Source organism: Pseudomonas sp. P135 (assembly GCF_020312125.1).
Taxonomy (GTDB): Bacteria; Pseudomonadota; Gammaproteobacteria; order Pseudomonadales; family Pseudomonadaceae; genus Aquipseudomonas; species Aquipseudomonas fragariae.
On the sequence record NZ_JAGPYR010000003.1, the window covers coordinates 376,870 to 399,364 of the forward strand.

Sequence of the window (22,495 nt, forward strand, 5' to 3'; positions counted from 1 at the left end):
TTTGTGCTCAAGCACGCGCTTTCCCGTAGCCGACATTGATGCAACTGCCTATAATGCGCCCCCTATGGCTAAGCTCAAGAAACACCCTACAGGGACCATCGCGCAGAATAAGAAAGCGCGTCACGATTACTTCATCGAACACAAGTTCGAGGCCGGTCTGGTCCTGTCTGGCTGGGAAGTAAAAAGCCTGCGTGCCACCAAGGTACAGCTGGTCGACAGTTATGTGCTGCTCAAGGATGGCGAGGCCTGGCTGATGGGTTGCCACATCACGCCTCTCAAGACTGCCAGCACACACGTCATCGCTGACCCGACACGCACCCGCAAACTGCTGCTGAACAAGCGCGAGCTCGAAAAGCTCACCAGCTCGGTTCAGCAGAAAGGCTATGCCTGCGTCGCCCTTTCCGTTTACTGGAAGGAGCACCTGGTCAAGTGCGAAATTGCGCTGGGTAAAGGCAAGAAGGAATACGACAAGCGTCACACCGAACGCGAACGCGATTCGGACCGTGAGCTGCAGCGTGCCGTGCGCTCCAAGGGCAAGGACGACTAGTTTCTGGCGCCGGCGTGTGCCAGATGTCCTGACCCGGATATTTGGCACTTCATATCTACCCCTTTACCCCCACACCCCGCCCCACTCCCCCGCTTCAACCTTTTCGATACCTCCAAGCGAAGATCGCCTCATTTTGGTGCTTGAATGCGCAATGTGGCTATTTCGCAGTATTGCGAAAATAAAATAGAACGCCTGCGTTACACCACAGTCAATCCTTTAGGCCCAACTGTTAACGGGCTTTCAACCCCCTCGGGCGACGGCCTCAAACACCGGCCATACCGAGTCCACAGGTTACAAGGAGAGACATATGAAGCGTACCGCCCTCACTGGATTGTTCCTCAGCGCCGCCCTGTTGGCTTCGCCGGTTTTTGCCGACGATGATTTGTGCTCTGCCAATATCAAGACTCTTGAAAACTCTGTGGGCTCTACCAACACAAACCTGAGCACCGGAAACACGGACATGCTCGAAACCACGGTGAAGAACGCTAAGGCGGCCCAAGCTCAAAAAGACGAGAAAAAATGCATTGAGATCACTCAGAAAGCTATCACGTCATTGAACAACACCGGCTCGGGTAGCGAAGGCGCCAAGTAAAGCTTCGAGCAGGCCAGCCAGGCTGGCCTGAACGATTGCAGCAGACGGGTCGACGTGCCACGCCAATTGGCGTACACTGCGCCCCAGTGATTGCGAAAGCAGTCTCGGGGCCGATTTGGATTCGACGCCGGTGATGAAACTTTAGGTGCATGCCGAGTTGGTAACAGAACTCGTAAATCCACTGTTGCAACTTTCTATAGTTGCCAATGACGAAACCTACGGGGAATACGCTCTCGCCGCGTAAGCGGTGCTAGCCTTCCTTCTGGTAGCTTCGGCTCCAGCAATCATCAGGGGATGCCTGTAAACCCGAAATGATTGTCATATAGAACAGGATCGTCGCCTAGTACGTTGTGGACGAAGCGACTAAAACTTACACAACTCGCCCAAAGCACCCTGCCCGTCGGGTCGCTGAGGGTTAACTTAATAGACACGGCTAAGCATGTAGTACCGACAGCGGAGTACTGGCGGACGGGGGTTCAAATCCCCCCGGCTCCACCAAACAAGCGTTACAAATCAAGCACTTAGCGTTTATCGCAAGTGCTTTTTTTGTGCCTTGTTGGGCCGTATTGGCTCAGTAATTCCAGCTTTATGACCGTCTCCAATGCCCCCAAAGGCTGGCGGCGGGCGCGGCTTTCTACTGACAATTTTTGTCCAGCCTCTCTGCACAATGCGCGCCCTGCCCCAACCGACCGAGCGATTCACATCAAAAATGCTTCCGTGTATTATCAAAAGCTCAGGATCGCATTAAAAGGAATTGAATATGTCATTGGAAGCATATCTGCAGATCGAAGGAGTTCCCGGCGAGACACTCTCAGAAGGCTACGAAAACTGGATCGAGCTGCAAGACTTCGACCTTTCGGCTAGTCAGACGGCCTCAGCTACCTCCACGTCAGCCGGCGGCGCAACCTCGGGCAGGGCTTACATGAGCGACATGCTCGTTCGTAAGGCTGTTGATAATGCCACCCCAAAGCTTCATGAGGCTTGCTGCAGTGGTAAGCACTTCAAGCAGGTATCTGTGCATCTTTTCCGTGCAGGCGACCCAAAAGTCAAATACCTGGAGATAAAACTTGAAGAGGTTATTATCAGTTCTTTTTCATTAACGGGCAATGGCGACCAGGACAACAGCTTTCCAAGCGAACTTATCGCTCTGAACTATGGAAGAATTCAACTTATTTACTCCAAGCAAAGTCGGAAAACAGGGCAAAGCGCTGGACAAATTGCTGGCGGCTGGGATGCTATCAGCAACAAGATATTTTCATAACCACCCATTAGATTTCGCAGGGACAGGCGATGAATTACGAAATACCAGCATTCATTCCTCCCGGAGTCAATGTAGATGTCCACATGAAGCTCGCGAACGATCAGTGGAAAAAAGATCCTAGCACGGGTGCTTTAATGAGTTGGTTTTACTACAAAGTCCGTAACAAGGGCCCGTGGGACTACAAGCAGAAACATCCTGAGTGGGAGGACTTCGGCAATTTTCATTACGGCGCTGTGGGGACAGCCGGCCAATTAACTGAGCAGCTTCTACTGAGAGCCGCTGGGTTCGCCCAAGGAGAAGCCAAAACACGAAAACATAAGTGGGGCCATTGGTTCTGGCTGCCTCCATACGGGGATGACCCCAAAGACCAGAAATGGATAAAAATGGGGATCTTGTATGCAAAATCCAAAGGATACTAACTTTAGATTTACTTACAAGAATTCGTTTTGGATACTTGTAGTCTTTTTAATAGCGAAGGCATTTCTTGGCGACCTTTTTGATTTCGGTAGTGACGCGGATGAAGTAGTGTTGAAGCGGGCGCTTCCTCAGGGTGATTGGCTGTATATTACACGCTATGGCGCCATGGCCACTGACATGGACACACTACGTTTTTTCATCAGTAAACCGCTTGAAGGCGACGATTCAGAAGTACTGCATAAACTTAATAAGGAAAGCGAATTTCTGATCACGGATAGCTCTTTAGAAAACGTCGCCATCCATGATACACCCAATGGCGTAGGAATTACGGTAAAGGGTGCTGTCTACCGTTACTTTAGCAAGGAGTATGTCACTGAAGGCGACAACCTTAGAAGTTACAGGATTACGCTAACTCAAGAAGATCCTACGCCAAAGGACTGAGAAATAAGACTTTACCTTTAGAGCTGGCTGTACTGATAATTTGTGCCCGGCCTAAGCAGTTAAACCTTCTAGACTGGGCGGAGCGACTTTGATTGTTAAGTTTTGAGATACACCAGCGCCTAGGGACCACCCTGTACAGGCAGCACTAGTCATCGCATGATCCTACAACAAATAAAATTCGGTAAGATAAAATAAATAACCGTGAACACCTACAATTCTATTCTATCGTAGATGAACAAGATCAGGTTTTTTAAGATGGATAAAAACGATCTGAACCATGACATACTTAATTATCTCATCGAGAGAATCTACTTTTATGTTGGATTTGGCAAAAAAGCGTTTGAAACGCTCAGCCTCGCCACTAGAGTCAGTTGGGATCTAGGGCTTGACGGTGACGACGCCAGTGACTTTATGGAAGATTTTTTCGAACACTTTGGTGTTACCCCCGGTGACTACGACCACTATCGTTATTTCAAGCCCGAAGGAACCGATATTTTTGTGTTCTTCAGATCCAAAGATCGGCGCGCAAAGACAGTAATGACGTTAGGGAAACTCTGAAAAAGACTTCCTAATTTGGCAAAATCTCCGGACACCAGTCGCCGAGCTTTTCGATGATGAAACAGATGACCTTCGCCGACGCCGAATACGCCGGCAAGCGCAAGCGGACCCGTAAGGAATTGTTCCTGATCGAGATGGATCAGGTGGTGCCCTGGAAAGGTTTGATTGCCCTGATTGAGCCCTATTATCCAAAAGGAGAAGGTGGCCGTCCCGCCTACCCACTGATGGCGATGCTGCGTGTTCATCTGATGCAGAACTGGTTCGGCTACAGCGATCCGGCGATGGAAGAAGCACTGTATGAGACGACCATCCTGCGTCAGTTTTCAAGCCTGAGCCTGGAGCGCATTCCAGACGAAACCACCATTCTCAACTTCCGTCGTCTGCTGGAAAAGCACGAGTTGGCGACTGGAATTCTCGGCGTAATTAATGGTTATCTGGGCGACCGTGGCTTGTCGTTGCGTCAAGGCACCATCGTCGATGCCACGCTGATTCACGCGCCCAGTTCGACCAAGAACAAAGATGGCAAACGCGACCCTGAGATGCATCAAACCAAGAAAGGTAACCAGTACTATTTCGGCGCCAAGGCTCACATCGGCGCCGACGACGAGTCAGGCCTGGTGCACAGCGTGGTAGTAACAGCGGCCAATGTGGCAGACGTCACGCAGGTTGCCAAACTGCTGCACGGCGAGGAAAACGTAGTCTGCGCCGACGCAGGTTACACCGGGGTCGAGAAGCGCGAAGAACATACTGGGCGCAAGGTCATTTGGCAGATTGCCGCCCGCCGTAGCACTTACAAAAAACACGGGAAACGCAATGTTTTGTACAAGGCGATCCGCAAAATCGAGAAGGCCAAGGCCCAGGTTCGCGCCAAGGTCGAGCATCCGTTTCGGGTAATCAAACGCCAGTTTGGCTATGAAAAAGTGCGCTTTCGGGGCTTGGCCAAGAACACCGCGCAGATGGTGACGTTGTTCGCCCTGTCAAACCTGTGGATGGCCCGCCGACATTTGTTGGCGAGCGCAGGAGAGGTGCGCGTGTAATGCAGGAAATGGTTACTGCAAAGGGCTTTGCAGCGGCCGAAAGAGCTGAAAAACGAAGAAAATTGAGCAAATTTCGACATGCATCGTTTTTTGAAAAGTGCTGAGGACTCGGTAGCCGGAAAACATCCGGCTACTTCAGACCTTCCTTAGGCATGTTGTATAACGCAGCCCAAACTAAGGCATGGAACTGCGAAGCTCTTGAGCAAAAAAGCTTTAGCACTTTGCCAATTTATAACAAAACCGAGGAAATTCCTATCAATGGGTTTAGCATAAGGACAAGGTAGTGCTTATCTTAAAGCATGCCTGAGCAGGTATTCGCGTGAATGAGCGCAACATGACTATCAGGAAATTCGTCAGCGAGTCTGGCTAACGCAAGGACGCCACCAACCCCGAAAAACCGTGATGGAGTTCAGCGAGGTGGAGAAATCTGGTACAGGGCTGCGGATGGTTGAGCGCTTATCGACGTGGAAGCAATCATGACCCCGGGAGTGCCAACGTGCAGCCATGCCACTAACACCGGGTCACTCATACGACTCCCCAAAGGACCCGCCCCTTTGCAGACGGGTCCAGCCAGGGAGACTATAAAGAGCGGATCGTGTAGTTGATGTGCAAAATGATATCGTTCAGGCTTTCCAGCAGCGCCTTCTGTTTCGTTTCGGCCTGCGGGAAGCTGATTATCATGCTGCCCTCCCTGATATCTGCCCCTTCAAACGGTAACCAACGTGGGTCATTAAAGTCGGGTTGAAACTGACCGCTGTCATTCACTCCTCGCGAAATTGCCATGTTGTCGCAACCCGGCGGTAAAACGTTCCCCCCGCCGGTGTAATTGAGTACCGCCTGAATATCCTGGTAAGGCCCCAACAAGGCGGGCAGTGATACGCTGACCTGTTTGATTCGGCGCTGATCTCCCAGCCCGCCGGGGTAGTCATCAACTATATTCAGATCTGCCAGTGTAATTGAAGCCGTTAACGCGCCGCTTTCGTCCAGCCTGACACGCTCGGCGCTGCCCTCTGGGGGCGTATCCCCGTTCAGCAACGCCGACACCGCTGCTGACAGTTCAAATTGATCGGTTTCTGCCAATGTGCTGCGGTAAAAATCAGCCAGCGAAACTGTCCGTGTGATTTCAAGGGCGCGTTTAGACCACTTCATCCGGGCAGTTTCCAATTGCGCCAGATTGAGCATGAGCCCTTCCCCGCAGGTAAGTCCGGCCCAGGTACCCTGCCATCCACCACCGCGAATGTAGGTATCGCTCTTGCCACTCTCCCAGTGCCACGCCTTTTCGGCCATCAGGCAGCGCGACACCGCCAGGTCGTAAAACTGGAAGTAAATGGTTGCCAAACGACCACGCAGCCAGCTGTAAAGAGCGCCATTACTAAACTTGGTCTGCAGGAAGTCTAACTGCGCCTGTGCTTGTCCTTGTTGCATCTCCAGGTGCGCTTTCTGCAGTTCAGTAGACTCGCGGCGCACCTCGAGCGATGCTAGCTGGGCCTCTATCTGCTGGATCTCGCCCTCTGCATTGTTGCGCTGGATCTCCCACTCCTGGCGCCGGCGACGGTAGATTTCTTCCTGGGAAATGCGCGAGCTATCCATCATTAGATTTTCAGCACTTATAGAGATACCAAGCCCCGCCATGGTGCCGACAGCACCAAACTTCATACCACCATTGGCCAGCCCAAAGATGTTGGGGGCAAGATCCAAAGCCGCAGCGGCTATATACGCCGCCTTAGCTCCAGCACCAAGCGATTTGGCGCTTTCTAGTGAACTTATAGACAGGCGTTCGCGGGAATTGATGTCTTCATCATATAAGCGGGAGTAACTGTCAAATCGTCGCTGTGCACTGTCTTTGGAACGAGAAAGGACCTTTTTTTCAGCCTCCAGCTCTCTGAGCGTGCCTTCTTGTACCTGGATAGTGCTAGCCATCAGCTCAGTGCCTTGATTTTGCAACAAGGCGTTCAGCGACTCTGCATCCTGACGTTCAAGCACACCCAGAACAGCATTACCGAACTGTATGAGCTGGAACACCAAACCGCGAGCACTGTCGAGCATCGGCTCGAAGCGCCACAGAGGGAGAGATGTCACGGGGATATCTGACCCGCCACTACTCTCCGCCGCCACGGCAGCGTTGAGCAGGGCCTTTGGATCCGCCGGCTTGGCGAATAGCGGCAACAGCAGCGGCTGGCCGTCCAGCGTCAGGTTATGCCGCAAGTTGTACATCCGTTGGCGCAACGTTAGCCAGTAGCCCTGCATGACCTCGTTGATTTCCGGCAGGAACAAGGCACTCGCCGCTGCCGTTTTTGTCGATGCCATCGACTTAAGGGTTTCGACTCGCCCGTCACGCAGCAAGCTCAATACGGTCAAGTGTTGCTCAGCCAACGCCTCAGAGGATGCCTCGCCCAACGATGGCTCAGCCCATAGCGCATTGGCGCGGATGTAAGGCTGTTCCCCCAGCAGGTTCAGAGCCTGGCTGTACCAGACTTTCGCCTCGGCGAGGGTATCTCGCTCAAGCTTACGGTAGGCAGCGTCGCCTCGCGCAATAAGCAAGTCCAACGCCCGCATGAAGGTAGCGACCTTGTAGTGCATAGGGTCGTTTTGCGCCACTGCGTCAGGATCTACAGCTTTGAGTGGGGCGTCGTTCCAACTGGTGTCCTCTTGAAGTGGGCGCACGTTCCAGTTACGGTCGACATGCTGACCGCGAACAACATAACCTGATGGGCTCCATACATAACGTAGCCATGGGTCCGCCAATGTGAACTGTTGTTCTTGAAGGAAGCGTTGCGCCGCCATCATTGGGGTGTAGTAGAACAGCTCCCAGAAATACAGGGCATTGGCGCCTGAGAAGTCCATTGGCACGGTGCTACGCGATTTAACAGTAACACTTTTGACAATGTCTTCTGAGAGAGAATTGGTTCCAGGCCTGCTGACAGTAGCCACTCCAGTATCAGGCGCATAGAGCAACCAAACACTCTGGGAATTTAGACCATTGTAGTCAGCCTCTTTGTATTGTAAACGCAGATGAACCTCGTTCGTTGTGAACCAACCGCCATCGGGATAGGGTATAAATAGATTCACCACTGTTGTACTCGTAGCACTAAGACTACCGGACCACGCCAAATAGCTATCATTAACAGCAAGAAAATAGTTGTAGTAAATTTTTACCCAAGGCTCATCGCCGTGTACACCGGGCTTATGGATCGGGAGTGTGAGCGTGGTGAAGAAACCTGCCCCCAATTGAGGCTCCTGAATCTCTTGCGTCTCGTAGCTAAGAATCGTGTCGATGCCTGCAGCAGCCCTTTCCACTAATTGGCGTGCAAACAGTGTATTGAGGCGCGTGCGACAGGCGTCGAACTCCATATACTGAGCTTTTTCAGGGGTGTTTTTTATTTTGATGATGTTTTTTGAATCAGATGCATTTCGAGTAACGGGAACAATCCACTGTATACGATCATCACTGTCAACCCCGCCAATGCTGAAGCTGAACGCCACATCATAAGAGGGAAGGACACCCCATTCTTTACTAATCGACACATTGCTAACATCAAAGTCAAAAACCATTCCACTTATATCAAAGGGAGGAAGAGCACTTACATAATCTCCGGCCAAAAAAACCTGAGGTCCGTTGACATCAAAAATATTTAACTGAAGAAGATCGAAAGAAAAAGGGTAAAAAGGATTCGCCATCCACTGAGGCGGCGTATCAAATTGATAACTACCCGTAACAAGTTGTATCATTACAGTAAATCCTGCGGGACTCGGACAAAGCATCGAATCAGGATACGGATCATTGTAAACCGCAAGCACAAACGTCACAGCACTCACAGCATCTTCACGCACTAACAACCTGGCATGTGCATCACCGTAGTACACCCAGACAGAAAGAGGAACTCCCCATGTTAAAATAGTACTCAGCGCTAAATATATCTTCCCTCCCTGCCTGACGAACCATATCTTGCCGTCGTCAGAGCTCAGGGCGCGAAGAAAGGGTGTTTCAGCGAACGAACTATAGTATTCATACAGCAGCCTTAACGGGTTGGGAATTCTCGGCACCAGCGTAATCCGCTTACGTATGGAAATTTTCGCGACAGCCTCAGATCCATTGACATCGAGCGTATAACTTCCATAACTGACTGAGATATCATAATTCCGTTCATATAATCCATGAACTGACTCGCCCCCCAAACTCAACCCGTGAGTATATTTATTATTGACAACGTTGCCTTCAGTGGGATCAAGCTCATACTTCATAGACGAAAGAAAAGTTTCAGCAGAGCTTTGTCTTTGATCCGATGCCATGTCTTCATAAATGTAGACTAAACGCATATCCGCTTGAACTGGCAGTTGATCCGCATAACTATCTGCTTTTCTATAGAGCAGCACTGCCATGGTTGTTTCTGCGTCAAAACTCGTGCAATAAATCCCTGGTGGCTTACCGCCAGCCGCAAAGCCATTTTCCTCCTCGGTCACATCAATGATTTTCGGTGACGTCCAGTTACCGTCGTAACGTAGGTAGGAAATATTGATGGCGTAATCAAACATCTTTGGATCGCCCGGCGAGCCGTCCGCCTTAGGTGGAGTGACATCTTTTCGCTCTAACCAGCAGAGATAAAGGCGCGATTTGTAAATCACCGGCCGGATGCAATCCCCCCACGGCTGTGCGGCACACTCAATCTTGCGCCAGTCGGTCCAGGCGTTCGCCGCTAATTGCCCGTCCTCACTGCGCCGGCCTTCGTCCGCGCTGCGCCAGTAGAATTCACGCACTTCGCTCTGGTTCGTACCGATGAAGTAGGTCTTCCCTTCATGAACGTCAAGGTTATCGTGATAGCCACTGATCACCCTGAGGTTGGCCACTTCCTCAAAACTGTTGAGGTAGGTGTTAAAGGCGTCCCCTACCGTATCGGTATTGAGTTGCGCCTGCCCCAACGTTTGCAGCATCGTATTCATCATGCCGCTCTGGCCCAGACGCACCGTGGGATCGACATAGTTTTCCGGGTAGTAGACCAACTTCGCCGCGCCAGCCCAGGTGCTGTAGCGCTGGTTATACCGTTCCCAGTCGGTAAAGAATTGCCCCGTGACTGCCGCCTTATCTACGGTACCTTGTGACTCGGCGGCACTTAAGGTCCGCTGTATAAATGTCTGTACGCTCACGATGGCTTCAGCCACGCGAGAGGTCATTACCTGTGGCCCGTTGAGGTTGTCTAACAGTAGATATTGATAGAGCCCTTCACGCGAATTATTTGCCAACTGGGCAGTCATCCCGGACTTGAGCAGATAGCCACACAGGGCGGCGCTCAGTCCGGAGGCCAAAGCGGCCTCCATGCCTTTGGTCTCGTAGGGTGTCAGCCCTGCCGTGAACGCATCCGCAACGCGCACCCAGTCGTCCCATGGCGGCTGGTTACCTGCGGTATAGTTCAGCGCAAGAAGCTGCCCGATATTCACGGGTGTCACACCAAAGGTGGTGCTCAACGCCGCCCACTGCAGCACGACGTCGATCTCCGACCAGGCACTGAGTTTCGTTTCTGAAGCTGCTTGAGTATTAGCATAGGCTTGCCTGGTAGCCTGCTCGAACCTTGTCGCATCATCATTCAGCGCCCTTGCAAGATCAGCCGGAGTGAGGGTGTCGGCCACAAAGGCTGCCAGCACGGCAGACGCTCCATCACCCAGGCTTTTTAGCCAGGCACTGAAGTTGCAAAGCGCTTGTACCGTTGCCAAAGAACGCGGCAACACCGCAACTTCTGGTGCAGGCCCCAAGAGCCGGGCAGGAGTGGCTACAAACAATGAAAAGGCTTGAGGATTGATACCTGTGGCGTGATAAATCAATGCCAACTGCGCTAGACCGTAGCAAAACGCAACGACGCTATCATCGTCGGTCTCCGCCCCGTCCCAGAATTGATCCACGGTCCACTCAGCTGGCTGGAGGCCATTGGCCCAAGCAAGAACCGATTCAGCCACTGGGGCGGACGGTAGCGCTAAAGACGAAACCAAAACGGGTGCTAGAAGGGCGATACGCTTTTCCAAGGTATCGGCGTCAGGATGAGCACTTATCACACCCTTAAGCTCGTCCAACAGCGCCGAAATTTCGGTGGTAGCCGCCTGCGTAAATGTCGGGCGTGTTAACAAATCAAGGTCGGCCACGGACAGTTTTCGCGAGTTCAGCCATTGCGTCAGGCTGTCGACCTTTTGCAACCAGCCTGACCATAGCTGAGTACTTTCCAGCTCAGAGGTGAGCCTAGGCAAGCCAGCAGCCTTCAATAATTGTTCTAACTCCGTCACACTTAACGCGTGGAGTTGGGCCCAGCGGCTCAGGGCATACATCGCTGACAAATTTTTAAGATTAAGAGTCAATACGCCTGAAGAGGCGGCGTTGTCAAAAATCCTGAGCAAGGCAAACAGCCCCACGTCGTCAACGTTAAGCGCGCGCTTCAAAATAGCTTTTTCAACAGTGTTGTCGGTAGCGTTCGTCGGCAGCAGGTTTATTGAGGTCGTTGAGGGTGCGAACGTCTCGCCATTTAGCGGCGGGCTATTAAATACCTGATCAAACAGACTTTGATTATCGTCATAACTGTTGTTGGACAGTAGTCCTCCGCAGAGAACCAAGGCTTCTTCAGGCTCAACGCCATAGCGCTGTACGCATCGCTGAACCTGAAACAGTAACTGCAAAGTCTCATCGGTGATATTAACAGGATTAACGCTATTGACAATGACTTCCAAGCTTTTAGGATGCAGACCCGTGGCACGCCACAGGCGTATGGCCTTATTCAATTTAAGCACGTAAAACTGGAACGAATCAATAATATTTACATTATAACTTACGACCCCACCCACATAGGAGCCGTTATAATGATAACGTCGCAGGGACATTGTAAATTCACCCTGCAGAAGATCCGAAGCCTCAATGCTTACCGTATACGATTGCCCAGGAACAAAATCCCCCCACTCCTGGTTTTCTTCATATATGATAGCGTCTGCAGTATCAACCCTCACCTGAAAAATATCATAACCAGGCTGAGCATCACTAAAGCTAAATCTCAACAACCACGTTCCGTCCGTCTGAGGCAGTAACCAAGCGTAGTTTAACGTATTCGTAGGATGTCCGCTTTGTAGACGATAAATCTTATCCCCTATCCTGGTCACCAATAAATTGTTGATGTATTCTTCAGCCCCCTCCTCCCCACTGGCATAATCTGTTGAAAATAGCGCCACTTCCTCATCACTAAGTCCGTAATAACGACGCAGACTCTGTGGCGTGATCAACGTCTCCGGATCAATAGCGCCGAAGTTTCTGGCGTATAACTCATCAGCGCTTCCCGCCGTTACTTCCTCCGTCAATATGGCGTACACCTCAGGGGAAATATCAAACGCCATTCCCGCCATGGTGGCCCCGGAAAACAAACCCGTTACTCGTGGGTTAGCCGCCAACTGTTTAAACTTGGGATCCTTCTGTATCTGACTCTGACGCAAACGAGCATGGGGGTGATGATACGGTGTCGAGCCACTGAGTCGATACGTAGACAGCCATTCCAATACCGACCCCTGACCCTCTGCCGTTACTTCCAGCTTCAGCGACTCTCCAGCCAGGGTCATCAGCACCTCGTTCGAGAGCGAGAGCGCAGAAACCTCCTTGTTCATATTGCTTTGACTGAGTGATAACCCCTTCAGGTCGGGCCGGCGCTTGTCAATGTGATAAGGCGACTCTTCCGGGTACAGGCCGCGAGCATTCCGGTAGAGAGCCGAAAGGTAGGCCGCTGGGGAGAACATCGATGACACAGAGCCTGGCAAGGTATAGCTACTGGCGCGATGACCAAACTGCTCTTCATAATCACGTAGCGATGCGTCCGGAGGGTTGATGCCCAAACGCACTGCGTTTTTCAGCAATGGAGAGGAGCGAGTCAGCAAGCATTTCTCGTAAATTAGCGCCGCCTCTCGCTCGTCACGGGCTGATTCATACAGCTCATCGACCTCACGGAATGATAAACCACTCGTCGATAGTTTGTTACGAAAGGCTGCGGGGGATATCAACGCCTGTGCAGCCAATGAATCCAGCCCCGCACGCGCTGACAAGCGTTTTATTCTGGACAATCTATTAAGACCCATGGAAATATCCTTATAATTAAATTCGCACACATGGCTGTGTTTGGGGCTATGAAAGCACTGTCACAATTACAGTCGAAAATACATTGCCACCTCTCAAAGTGAGGGGCCTGGCGCTCAAGTGTTGTTCATGATAATTGAGCGTAGCCATGAATCTTTAGCAACGCGAACAAATTAAATTCATGATGACCGGTTGAAACCGGACGCTCGTCTTTTAGGCGAGAATGCTTTAGGCGAGCAGGTTTATAGATCGATATAGCTGATGACGTTGCGCTTTTTCCAGAATGCTGTTTTCTAAATAACTCACTTTACGTTTAAGGTTTCAAGCGTCTCACGTCTGCGTGGGATTTTATTCAACGTCTCCTGTCCCTTTGCGTTGCAAAACGTATCGGATTGGCTGAGTATTTCGTAACACTGTCAACCTCGGATAAATACAGTTCCTGGGTGGAAAAAGATTATTTACCTGGCCCGCGTCGATGGAATTCCAGTGGCAACAGGGCTGACCCATCTCAAGAGCAGGGAGATAGGCAATCTTCGTATTGCCCGCATTCATGGGCCAGGGCGGAAGCGCTCATGCGGTCTACATCTGACCATAGGGCTACGTCTGGCTGCGCAAGCAACTGTAGACCAGACCGGCCGCTGCCCTGCCCCTCATTCAACAAGGCCTGCGCGCACTGCCCACCGCAAGACCAGCGGCCATCCCGCTCATCTGACAATCACGTATAGTGGCCATATATCATCACCCTGTTCGACCAAGGCGTGTGCCGTCGATAACGGTTCGGCTGGCATCAGTATGGAAAACTGCACGTGCCGCAAAGAAGAAACCTGAAAAACTCTATTTTCGTACCCTTGAAGCTGTCTCAATTGATCGGTCTTTTCAGTTGGGTTATCAGCTGGTGTCTGAATCCGTCCATTGATCGATCACTGGATATACTCATCTGCTGCGCGCTGGCGGGGGCGGCGCTGTCGATCATTGTCACGTCTAATAGCAGGAGCATGCTGGCGTGGCGCCTGTTCGGCATCATTTACATGGCATCACTGACCTTTCTGTTCAATGAACAGATCGACCGCATGGGCGAGGAAGCGTCGATGTGGGGGCTGGTTGTCACCTCCCTGCTCATCACGGGAATGAGCGTATTCTTCGTCAAGTTTATTGATTACATCGCCGCGGCTGCGCTGATCTGGTTAATCATGTGGCAAACGGACCTGACGGCCGTCGGCGTCGACCATGTACCTCTGTTTTATGTGTTCCTGATCAGCTCGACGTTACTGGGCGGCTGCCTGAATGCAACCTTCCTGAGCCTTATCATGCAGACCATGGCAGCCAGGGACCGTTATCAGGAACTGTCCGAAACCGACACCCTGACGCACGCCCCCAACCGTCGTGCACTGGTTGCCGGTCTGAATACCGCGCTGGCATCTGCTGATAAATCGTCGTTGTGGTTTGCCATGCTTGATCTGGATCACTTTAAAAGTATCAACGACACCCATGGTCACGACGTGGGTGACAATGTTCTTATCAGTTTTGCAACACTGCTGAAAAGCACAAAGGGGCTCATCAGCTTCGGTCGTTTGGGTGGGGAAGAGTTTGGCGTGATCTTATCGGCGGCGAACGCCACAGACGCTATACATGCACTGGAAGGGTTATTGATGCTCGCGCAACATGATGAAGCGGCTCAAGTCCCCTATTCATTCAGTGCCGGTGTGGCGAGCTTGTCGCGGGTTGAAACGATCAATGACCTGTTGAAAGAGGCCGATGAAAACCTGTATTACGCCAAGCGCAGTGGCAGAACATGTATCGCCTTTGAAGGCAGGATAGTTTCATCGAACGCTGTCAGCACGACAAAGCACAATCAAGCGACGCAATCAGTTGAAAAGCCTACGCATGCCTAGCACCCGTCTTCCCCTTCAAACATTCCCGCCCCGCCGCACCTTCGAATACCGATCGATATCCTCCCGCAATGTCCATCCCTGCCCCTGCCCCTGCCAATAACGTCCGGCCGCTTCATTACTCTTCATGACGTCCAGGTGACACTTGTAAATACCCAGCGCCTCCAGACACTCGAGACAGCGTTCGACCAGCTCATGGGCAATCCCCCGCCGGCGATACTCGGGCAGCACGATCAGATGCTGCAGATAACCGCGTCTCCCGTCATGCCCGCACATCACGCAGCCGCACAAGGTGCCGTCCGCCTCGGCGACGAAGCTCATGCCGGGGTTGCGTTCGAGGTAGCGAGCGGTCGCTTCGCGCGAATCGGCGTCGCGCAGGGAGATGCCTGGCGTGCTGCGCATCAGTTCGATGACCGCATCGTAGTCGTCCAGGGTCATGCTGCGAATCGTGATCATGGGATAAGCCAGGCCTGCGGTCTCATGGGCTGAGCAGATTAGCAGAGCCGCTTGATGCCTTGATGACAGCGCTGCCAGAGTCTGCCTATCGCCCCGTAATGTTCTTTCTATTAGAAATCTTCGTGAAGAAGGCTAATCTGCATAAGCATCGGCGAAAGTCGTGCGGTTTCACCCTGATAAGGAGATAACAATGAGCTCAAGTCTGCTATGCACGTTGTGGGCTCGGCTCGCAGCAATCTGACGATCGCTGTGCCGCGTATCTGTAGAGCTGGCCTGATCGTTCACCGAGCGGCCGGCATGAACCCAGTGCTGTTGAGTTCCGTCATCATTGTCTGAGGTCCCACGAGTGGACTGGATGGCCGGATGCAAATGACAAAAAGGTGTATCAAGCATGTCAACTGAATCGAAATGCCCCTTCAACCACGCTGCCGGCGGCGGCACCACCAACCGTGACTGGTGGCCCAAGCAGCTGAACCTGAAAATTCTGCATCAGCATTCCACGCTCTCCGACCCGATGGGCGAGAATTTCGACTATGCCAAGGAGTTCAAGAGCCTTGACATCGAAGCGGTCAAACAGGACCTGCGTAACGTCATGACCCAGTCCCAGGACTGGTGGCCGGCAGACTTCGGCCACTATGGCCCGCTGTTCATCCGTATGGCCTGGCACAGCGCCGGTACTTACCGGACAGGCGATGGTCGTGGCGGTGCAGGTGCCGGTCAGCAACGTTTTGCGCCGCTCAACAGTTGGCCCGACAACGTCAGCCTGGACAAGGCTCGCCGCCTCATCTGGCCGGTCAAGCAGAAGTACGGCCGCAAGATCTCCTGGGCTGACCTGATCGTGCTGACCGGTAACGTCGCGCTCGAATCCATGGGCTTCAAGACCTTCGGTTTCTCCGGTGGTCGCGCGGATGTCTGGGAACCGGAAGAGGACGTGTACTGGGGTTCCGAGACCACCTGGCTGGGTGGTGAAGAACGCTACGGCGCGCAGAAGAAAATGCAGCAACCGGGCGACGGCACGCTGGTGGCCGAGCCGGAGAATCACGCCAACGAAGAAAGCCGTACCGCCAGTGGCGAACGCAATCTGGAAAACCCGCTTGCCGCCGTGCAGATGGGCTTGATCTACGTGAACCCTGAAGGCCCTGAAGGTGTGCCGGACCCGGTTGCTTCGGCAAGGGATATCCGTGAAACCTTCGGTCGCATGGCGATGAATGACGAAGAGACCGTGGCGCTGATCGCCGGTGGCCACGCCTTCGGCAAGACCCACGGTGCCGGCCCTGCCGACAACGTTGGTCCGGAGCCTGAAGCAGCCGGCCTGGAAGAACAGGGTCTTGGCTGGAGAAACAAATTCGGCAGCGGCAAGGGTGGCGACACCATTACCAGCGGCCTGGAAGTGACCTGGACTTCGACGCCAACCAAATGGAGCAACGAGTACCTCGAAAACCTCTTTGGCTTCGAATGGGAACTGACCAAGAGCCCGGCAGGCGCGCATCAATGGACGCCGAAGAACGGCGCAGGCGCCGGCAAGATTCCGGATGCCCACGATCCATCCAAGCGTCATGCACCAAGCATGCTGACCTCTGACCTGGCGCTGCGCTTCGATCCGGCTTACGAGCAGATCTCCCGTCGCTTCCTGAACAACCCTGAGCAACTGGCCGACGCGTTCGCCCGCGCCTGGTTCAAGCTGACTCACCGTGACATGGGCCCGCTTGCCCGCTACCTCGGCCCGGAAACACCGGCCGAAGAGCTGCTGTGGCAAGACCCGATTCCAAGCGTTGATCATGCGTTGGTGGATGATCAGGATGTGGCCACACTCAAGGCCAAGATTCTCGCTTCGGGCCTTTCGGTCTCGCAGCTGGTGTCGACGGCCTGGGCGGCAGCTTCTACCTTCCGTGGCTCGGACAAGCGCGGTGGTGCCAACGGCGGCCGTCTGCGTCTGGCTCCGCAGAAGGATTGGGCAGTCAACCAGCCTGAGCAACTGGCAGGCGTGCTGAAGACCCTTGAAGGTATTCAGAGCGAATTCAACGCAGCTCAGTCGGGCGGCAAGAAGGTTTCAATCGCCGACCTGATCGTCCTGGCCGGTAACGCAGGTGTCGAGCAGGCTGCAAAAAATGCAGGCCAGCACGTCACCGTTCCGTTCGCACCGGGCCGTGCCGATGCGTCTCAGGAGCAGACCGATGTTGAGTCGTTCAGCTTCCTCGAGCCGATCGCTGATGGTTTCCGCAATTACCAGAAGGGGCATTACAAGGTCTCGGCAGAATCGTTGCTGGTCGACAAGGCGCAACTGCTGACCCTGACTGCACCGGAAATGACTGTACTGCTGGGCGGCCTGCGAGTCTTGAACATCAACGTCGGACAGAGCAAGCATGGCGTCTTCACTGATCAGCCGGGCACCCTGACCAACGACTTCTTCAAGAACCTGCTGGACATGGGCGTGGAGTGGAAAGCGACTGCGGGTGGCACCGATACGTTCGAAGCCCGTGACCGCAAGACTGGCGCAGTGAAATGGACCGGCACCCGTGTCGATCTGGTCTTCGGCTCGCATGCTCAACTGCGTGCGATTTCCGAAGTGTATGGCAGCTCGGATGCACACGAGAAGTTCGTCAAAGACTTCGTGGCAGTCTGGACCAAGGTGATGAACCTGGACCGCTTCGACCAGGCCTGATGTATCTGATGTGCTGAGTTGAAAAAACGCCTCCCTTGCGGAGGCGTTTTTTTTGCCGCTATCAACCAGCGAACGCTGGTTTTATCAGCGGCTCATCATGCTTGCCGCCTGCTCCGTCGCTTCGGTCGTTCTGGTCGCCAGCTTGCGGACTTCATCCGCCACAACCGCAAAGCCCCGCCCTGCCTCACCGGCGCGCGCAGCCTCGATTGCCGCATTGAGCGCCAGAAGGTTGGTCTGGCTGGCAATGCTCTGGATAGTGCCAACTATCTGGGTCAGTTGAGCGATGTTCTCTTCCAGGTTTTTCTGATGCTGTGCTTCGGTATCGCGAAGAGCGTCCTGCTCATGTTTCAAATGCACATCCACCAACGCACCGACCACCCTCAGCGGAACACCTTCGGGATTGCGCCGAGTCTGGCCGCGCGCACGGAACCAGCGGTACTCGCCGGTTTTCATCTTCAGGCGGTACTCGATATCGAACGGCGTCTTGCCAGTCCGGTCATTCAAGTGCGCACCGAATGCCGTCAGACTGCGCTCCTTGTCTTCAGGGTGCAGCCGTGACGCCCAGCTATCCAGTACGTCAGGAAACTCTTCGACCGTTTCAAAACCCAGCAGGCGCCTGAACTGGGGGGACCACCAGAAAGGATTGCGCGCATTGACCGGGTCACCGGCAATGACTTCCATGTCCCAAAGACCGTCGGAGAGCATTTCCCGAGCGAGTTCGAAGCGAGTAATGATCACATCGTGTTCAAGATCACGCTCAAGCTCGTCGTGAATATCCCGAAGAGAACCGGCGACCCGCAGCGGCGTTCCGCGCGCATCCCTTAATGTTTCGCCCTGGGCATAGAACCAGCGGTAGGTGCCGTCCTTCATCGCCAGACGATTCTTGATCCGATACGGCGTGTTGCCGGAACGGTCATTCAGGTGTTTGGCAAATGCGTCCAGCGAGGCTTGTTTATCTTGAGGATGAAGCCGGTCTGCCCAGCTCGCCAGTACGTTGGGGAAATCGCGCTCGTCGTTGAAACCGAGCAATGTGCGAAATTGCTGCGACCACCAGAATCGATTGTTCGGATTGACCGGATCGCCCGCGACCACCTCCATGTCCCAGAGGCCTTCACTTGACGCACGGTTGACCAGATCAAAGCGGGTTTCATAAGCGGCAGCCGAAGCAGAGGCTTCGCCCAACAGATGGCGGGCGGTTTCCAGTTCTTGCTCAAGCGCGGCAATACGTTGCTCGTCGAGACGACGCTGGGTGCTCAGCGAGCTCCAGCATTCCAGTACCGCACTTTTTTCAGCACATCCCCCTACCGCGGGCTCAGTGCCGCCCTTGAGCGAGGAAATAAGTTGCTGAAGGGCCTTTTTGTCACGACGGGGGCTGAACAGGTGAAGCATGCTGTGGGCTCTCAAAATAAAGTCGGATTTGCCGAGTCCCTGGCATGTCACTTCTTTATCGACATGCCGTGAGGTTTCTGTATGTCGGATTGCGATCAGATCATGGACATCCGATCCAGAATCAACTTCACGGCCTGCTGATCGGTTTGCGCCCTGCCACCGACTCCGCTACCCGGACGCGGAGCGTCCAGAACGGCATTCCCACGCTGGAGCGTGAGGAACGATAATCTTGTAACTATCGTGCCAAGGACTACTGCAACTTCACCCCCGCTGCGCAAACCTGCGCAACACCACCACACCCAGCACAGCCGACAACACCGAACCGATCAGCACGCCCACCTTGACCTCATCGACCAGTTCCGGCGCGCCCGGGAAGGCCAGTGCGCCAATGAACAGGCTCATGGTGAAGCCGATACCACACAAGGCTGCAACGCCATAAAGCTGGCCCCAGTTGCTGCCATCCGGCAAGCGCGCCAGGCCAGCGCGAATCGCCAGCGCGGCCATGGCGAATATGCCGACCTGTTTGCCGACCAGCAGTCCTAGCGCAACGCCGAGCGGGACCGGGTCCACGAGCGTGTCGGCGGTAATGCCTGACAGTGACACGCCAGCGTTGGCAAAACCGAAGATCGGTACGACGGCAAACGCCACCCACGGGTGCAGCTTTTCTTCCAGGTGCAGCAGCGGCGAGCGAGCCTCCTCATCGGGTTTGCCCAGCGGGATGCACAGCGCCAGCGCGACGCCCGCGAGGGTGGCGTGGATACCGGACTGGAGCATGAAGAACCACAGCAGCGCGCCTACAACCAGGTAAGGCAGCAGTTTTTTAACGCCCAGACGATTCAGCGCGACGAGCACGGCGATGGAGCCCAGCGCTGCGAGCAGCATGGGAATGGAAAGATCGCTGGTGTAGAACAGCGCGATGATCAGCACCGCGCCGAGATCATCGAGAATCGCCAGTGCCGACAGGAAGATCTTCAGCGACAGCGGCACGCGCTTGCCCAGCAGTGACAGCACACCCAGGGCGAACGCGATATCGGTCGCTGCCGGAATGGCCCAGCCGCCGATGGTGTCTGGCCGCCCCCAGTTGAAGGCCACGTAGATCAGCGCCGGAACCAGCATGCCGCCAAGCGCCGCAAAGCCCGGCAAGGCTCTCTGGCTCCAGGAGGCAAGCTGACCGGCGAGCACCTCGCGCTTGATCTCCAGGCCGACGAGCATGAAGAAGATCGCCATCAGACCGTCGTTGATCCAGTGCGAAACCGACAAACCGGCGAACACTGCGTGCAGCGCGGCGAAGTAGCTGTCGGCCAGCGGTGAGTTGGCAACGATCAGGGCCGCCAGCGCGGCTGCCATCAACACCAGCCCGCCAGCGGATTCAGCAGCGAAGAAACGCGTGATGAACGCTAGTGCATTCGGAGATTCGGTACGAGGGGTGGGTTTGTGCATGACAGCTCCGCGGGGGTACAGCGCAAAAAGGCCGCAATTTTACCACCGGCAGAACCTGTCAAAGGCCTGGTAAACCTGAGGATACAAATTAACGTTTCCCGGCCGAATAGGCATCGGAAAGCGTTGCTGAATAGCGCCTGCCGTTCAGACAGGCGCCCTGCTCATCTCAGTTCTTGACCGTTTCTTCGAGCGTAAAGCGGCCCAGCGGGTTCTGGCCGAAGTGCTCGATGTTCTTGCGCGACACGCTGATGTAGGGACTGTAGTAGAGGTCGATCCAGTTGACGTCCGCCTTGGCCATTTTCTGCAGGTCGATGTACATCTGCTCACGCTTTTTCGGGTCCATCTCGACCCGTGCGGCAGCGACCAGCTCCTTGACCTTGTCGTTCTTGTAACGGGTCATGTAGTTATTGTTGGTGTCGTGGCCGAGCACGAAGGTGGTCTTCTGGTCCGGGTCGAGGATGTCGTTGGTCCAGTACATCACGGAGATGTCGTAGTCACCGGCAATCAACATGTCCCAGCTCTGGCTCGGGTCGACTTTCTGCAGCGTTGTGGTCACGCCGACCTTGGCCAGTTGCTGTTGCAGCATGACCGCGATTTGCTCGTCGACCTCGTTGCCCGCGTTGACCACGTAATTGAGTTTCAGGTCAGACGCACCGGCGTCCGCCAGCATCTGTCTGGCCTTCACCGGGTCATAAGGGCGTTGCAGGTTGTCGGCGTAGTGGTACAGCGCGCCTTTAGGAATGTAGGAATTGGCCACGGTGCCCAGCCCGAAGGTGGCGGCATCGACCAGCGATTTCTTGTCGATGGCCATGTCCAGCGCCTGGCGCACTTCAGGCTTGGCCAATGCGCCGTGTTCGTGGTTGATCAGCAGATGATCTTCACGGGTGGAGGGGTCGAGATGGACCACCAGATCGGGGTCCTTCTGCAGATTTTCGATGCGCGAGAACGGTATCCATATCGCAGCATCGAGCTCGCCCTTCTGGACCATGAGCGTGCGGGTGTTATCGTCCGGCACCGAGATCCACTCGACCCCGTCCAGGCTCACGCTCGGTGCTTCCCAGAAGTTGGGGTTCTTCGCCAGAATCACCCGGTCACCGCGCCGCCATTCCTTCACGGTAAATGCGCCGGAGCTGACAGGCTGCTCGGCATACGCCTCTTCGCCCATGCTCTTCATGGCTTTCTCGGAGAGAATCGACACGTTGGGCAGGGCCAGTTGCGAGAGGAACGAGGCCGAAGGATTCTTCAGCGTGATCACCAGCGTATGCGGATCTGTCGCGATGGCCTTGTCGATAATCTTGTAGGAATCGCTCCACAGTGAACCCTTGTCGTCGCGGATTCGCAGCAGGCTGAACACCGCGTCACTGGCCGTCAGGTCCGAGCCATCGGAGAATTTGGCCGGACGCATCTTGAGCGTGTAGGTCAGCCCGTCAGGCGAGATCGACCAGCTTTCCGCCAGCCCCGGCACCAGCTTGGTGCCTTTGTCGTCGACCCGGATCAGCACGTCGTAAACGTTGGAAAACACCCAGTTGTCGATGTTCTGCGCACTTTTGATCGGGTCGAACGTGGTGCCATCCTCACGACGGCCGATGGTCAGCACGCCCGCAGCTTCGGCCACGCCCGCCGCCAGGGAACAGGCCGCCAGCATGGCGACGGTCAGCATTTTCATTGGTCGAGCTTTCATACGCATGAACTCCTTGTCGATGTCGGGACAGATGTCGTT

Annotated in this window: 12 protein-coding genes, 1 other RNA gene and 3 pseudogenes; 10 read left to right on the forward strand and 6 right to left on the reverse strand. The window is 54.3% G+C overall.

What is annotated here, in order from left to right; genetic code table 11:
• The first annotated feature begins 64 nt into the window (after positions 1 to 64).
• The 8 genes and pseudogenes from smpB (at position 65) to KBY08_RS06555 (ending at position 4,853) form a co-directional block, all read left to right on the forward strand.
• The gene (smpB, locus tag KBY08_RS06520; RefSeq protein WP_003400147.1) at positions 65 to 547 is read left to right on the forward strand and encodes an SsrA-binding protein SmpB; all 483 of its coding nucleotides are present in this window, start codon (positions 65 to 67) and stop codon (positions 545 to 547) included.
• Positions 548 to 854: 307 nt separating this feature from the next.
• Complete coding sequence (locus KBY08_RS06525) at positions 855 to 1,139, forward strand: hypothetical protein (RefSeq protein ID WP_003400145.1); 285 nt, start codon at positions 855 to 857, stop codon at positions 1,137 to 1,139.
• Between the two features lie 106 nt (positions 1,140 to 1,245).
• Positions 1,246 to 1,637, forward strand: a transfer-messenger RNA (tmRNA) gene (gene ssrA, locus KBY08_RS06530).
• A 262-nt stretch (positions 1,638 to 1,899) separates the two neighbouring features.
• The gene (locus tag KBY08_RS06535; RefSeq protein WP_003313651.1) at positions 1,900 to 2,400 is read left to right on the forward strand and encodes an Hcp family type VI secretion system effector; all 501 of its coding nucleotides are present in this window, start codon (positions 1,900 to 1,902) and stop codon (positions 2,398 to 2,400) included.
• A 29-nt stretch (positions 2,401 to 2,429) separates the two neighbouring features.
• On the forward strand, positions 2,430 to 2,819 hold the full coding sequence (locus KBY08_RS06540; protein WP_003400121.1) for a polymorphic toxin type 44 domain-containing protein: 390 nt from the start codon (positions 2,430 to 2,432) through the stop codon (positions 2,817 to 2,819).
• Complete coding sequence (locus KBY08_RS06545; RefSeq protein ID WP_003400119.1) at positions 2,797 to 3,258, forward strand: hypothetical protein; 462 nt, start codon at positions 2,797 to 2,799, stop codon at positions 3,256 to 3,258. Before KBY08_RS06540 ends, KBY08_RS06545 begins: the two co-directional genes overlap by 23 nt.
• Before the next feature lie 231 nt (positions 3,259 to 3,489).
• A pseudogene (locus tag KBY08_RS06550) lies at positions 3,490 to 3,813 on the forward strand (DUF1493 family protein); the annotation flags it as partial.
• A 59-nt stretch (positions 3,814 to 3,872) separates the two neighbouring features.
• A complete protein-coding gene (locus KBY08_RS06555; protein WP_111522125.1) occupies positions 3,873 to 4,853 on the forward strand; it encodes an IS5-like element ISPsy2 family transposase in 981 nt (326 codons plus the stop codon).
• Positions 4,854 to 5,432: 579 nt separating this feature from the next.
• Here KBY08_RS06555 and KBY08_RS06560 read toward each other — a convergent pair.
• Positions 5,433 to 12,941, reverse strand: coding sequence for a neuraminidase-like domain-containing protein (locus tag KBY08_RS06560; RefSeq protein WP_225651092.1), 7,509 nt, complete (start codon positions 12,939 to 12,941; stop codon positions 5,433 to 5,435).
• Between the two features lie 804 nt (positions 12,942 to 13,745).
• Here KBY08_RS06560 and KBY08_RS06565 point away from each other — a divergent pair.
• Complete coding sequence (locus KBY08_RS06565; RefSeq protein WP_111522110.1) at positions 13,746 to 14,831, forward strand: GGDEF domain-containing protein; 1,086 nt, start codon at positions 13,746 to 13,748, stop codon at positions 14,829 to 14,831.
• A gap of 15 nt (positions 14,832 to 14,846) precedes the next feature.
• On the opposite strand, the gene KBY08_RS06570 is transcribed toward KBY08_RS06565, so the two are convergent.
• A complete protein-coding gene (locus tag KBY08_RS06570) occupies positions 14,847 to 15,284 on the reverse strand; it encodes a GNAT family N-acetyltransferase (RefSeq protein ID WP_111522111.1) in 438 nt (145 codons plus the stop codon).
• 391 nt (positions 15,285 to 15,675) lie between these two features.
• Here KBY08_RS06570 and katG point away from each other — a divergent pair, with 391 nt between their 5' ends.
• Complete coding sequence (gene katG / locus KBY08_RS06575) at positions 15,676 to 17,946, forward strand: catalase/peroxidase HPI (protein WP_111522112.1); 2,271 nt, start codon at positions 15,676 to 15,678, stop codon at positions 17,944 to 17,946.
• Positions 17,947 to 18,036: 90 nt separating this feature from the next.
• Here katG and KBY08_RS26655 read toward each other — a convergent pair.
• From KBY08_RS26655 to KBY08_RS06595, 4 genes and pseudogenes are all read right to left on the reverse strand, one after another.
• Positions 18,037 to 18,399, reverse strand: a pseudogene (locus KBY08_RS26655) (methyl-accepting chemotaxis protein); the annotation flags it as partial.
• Positions 18,373 to 19,335 (reverse strand): annotated as a pseudogene (locus KBY08_RS26480) (PAS domain-containing protein); the annotation flags it as partial. The pseudogenes KBY08_RS26655 and KBY08_RS26480, both read right to left, overlap by 27 nt.
• A 261-nt stretch (positions 19,336 to 19,596) precedes the next feature.
• The gene (gene nhaA / locus KBY08_RS06590) at positions 19,597 to 20,775 is read right to left on the reverse strand and encodes a Na+/H+ antiporter NhaA (protein ID WP_111522114.1); all 1,179 of its coding nucleotides are present in this window, start codon (positions 20,773 to 20,775) and stop codon (positions 19,597 to 19,599) included.
• 166 nt (positions 20,776 to 20,941) lie between these two features.
• Positions 20,942 to 22,456, reverse strand: coding sequence for an ABC transporter substrate-binding protein (locus KBY08_RS06595; RefSeq protein ID WP_096127370.1), 1,515 nt, complete (start codon positions 22,454 to 22,456; stop codon positions 20,942 to 20,944).
• Between the last annotated feature and the right edge of the window lie 39 nt (positions 22,457 to 22,495).

What these genes read in the sequence shown, in the direction of transcription:
- nhaA (WP_111522114.1), bottom strand. Translation starts at nt 20,775, where the DNA reads ATGCACAAACCCACCCCTCGTACCGAATCTCCGAATGCACTAGCGTTC.
- KBY08_RS06555 (WP_111522125.1), top strand. Translation starts at nt 3,873, where the DNA reads ATGAAACAGATGACCTTCGCCGACGCCGAATACGCCGGCAAGCGCAAG.
- KBY08_RS06535 (WP_003313651.1), top strand. Translation starts at nt 1,900, where the DNA reads ATGTCATTGGAAGCATATCTGCAGATCGAAGGAGTTCCCGGCGAGACA.
- katG (WP_111522112.1), top strand. Translation starts at nt 15,676, where the DNA reads ATGTCAACTGAATCGAAATGCCCCTTCAACCACGCTGCCGGCGGCGGC.
- KBY08_RS06545 (WP_003400119.1), top strand. Translation starts at nt 2,797, where the DNA reads ATGCAAAATCCAAAGGATACTAACTTTAGATTTACTTACAAGAATTCG.
- KBY08_RS06540 (WP_003400121.1), top strand. Translation starts at nt 2,430, where the DNA reads ATGAATTACGAAATACCAGCATTCATTCCTCCCGGAGTCAATGTAGAT.
- KBY08_RS06525 (WP_003400145.1), top strand. Translation starts at nt 855, where the DNA reads ATGAAGCGTACCGCCCTCACTGGATTGTTCCTCAGCGCCGCCCTGTTG.
- KBY08_RS06560 (WP_225651092.1), bottom strand. Translation starts at nt 12,941, where the DNA reads ATGGGTCTTAATAGATTGTCCAGAATAAAACGCTTGTCAGCGCGTGCG.
- smpB (WP_003400147.1), top strand. Translation starts at nt 65, where the DNA reads ATGGCTAAGCTCAAGAAACACCCTACAGGGACCATCGCGCAGAATAAG.
- KBY08_RS06570 (WP_111522111.1), bottom strand. Translation starts at nt 15,284, where the DNA reads ATGATCACGATTCGCAGCATGACCCTGGACGACTACGATGCGGTCATC.
- KBY08_RS06595 (WP_096127370.1), bottom strand. Translation starts at nt 22,456, where the DNA reads ATGAAAGCTCGACCAATGAAAATGCTGACCGTCGCCATGCTGGCGGCC.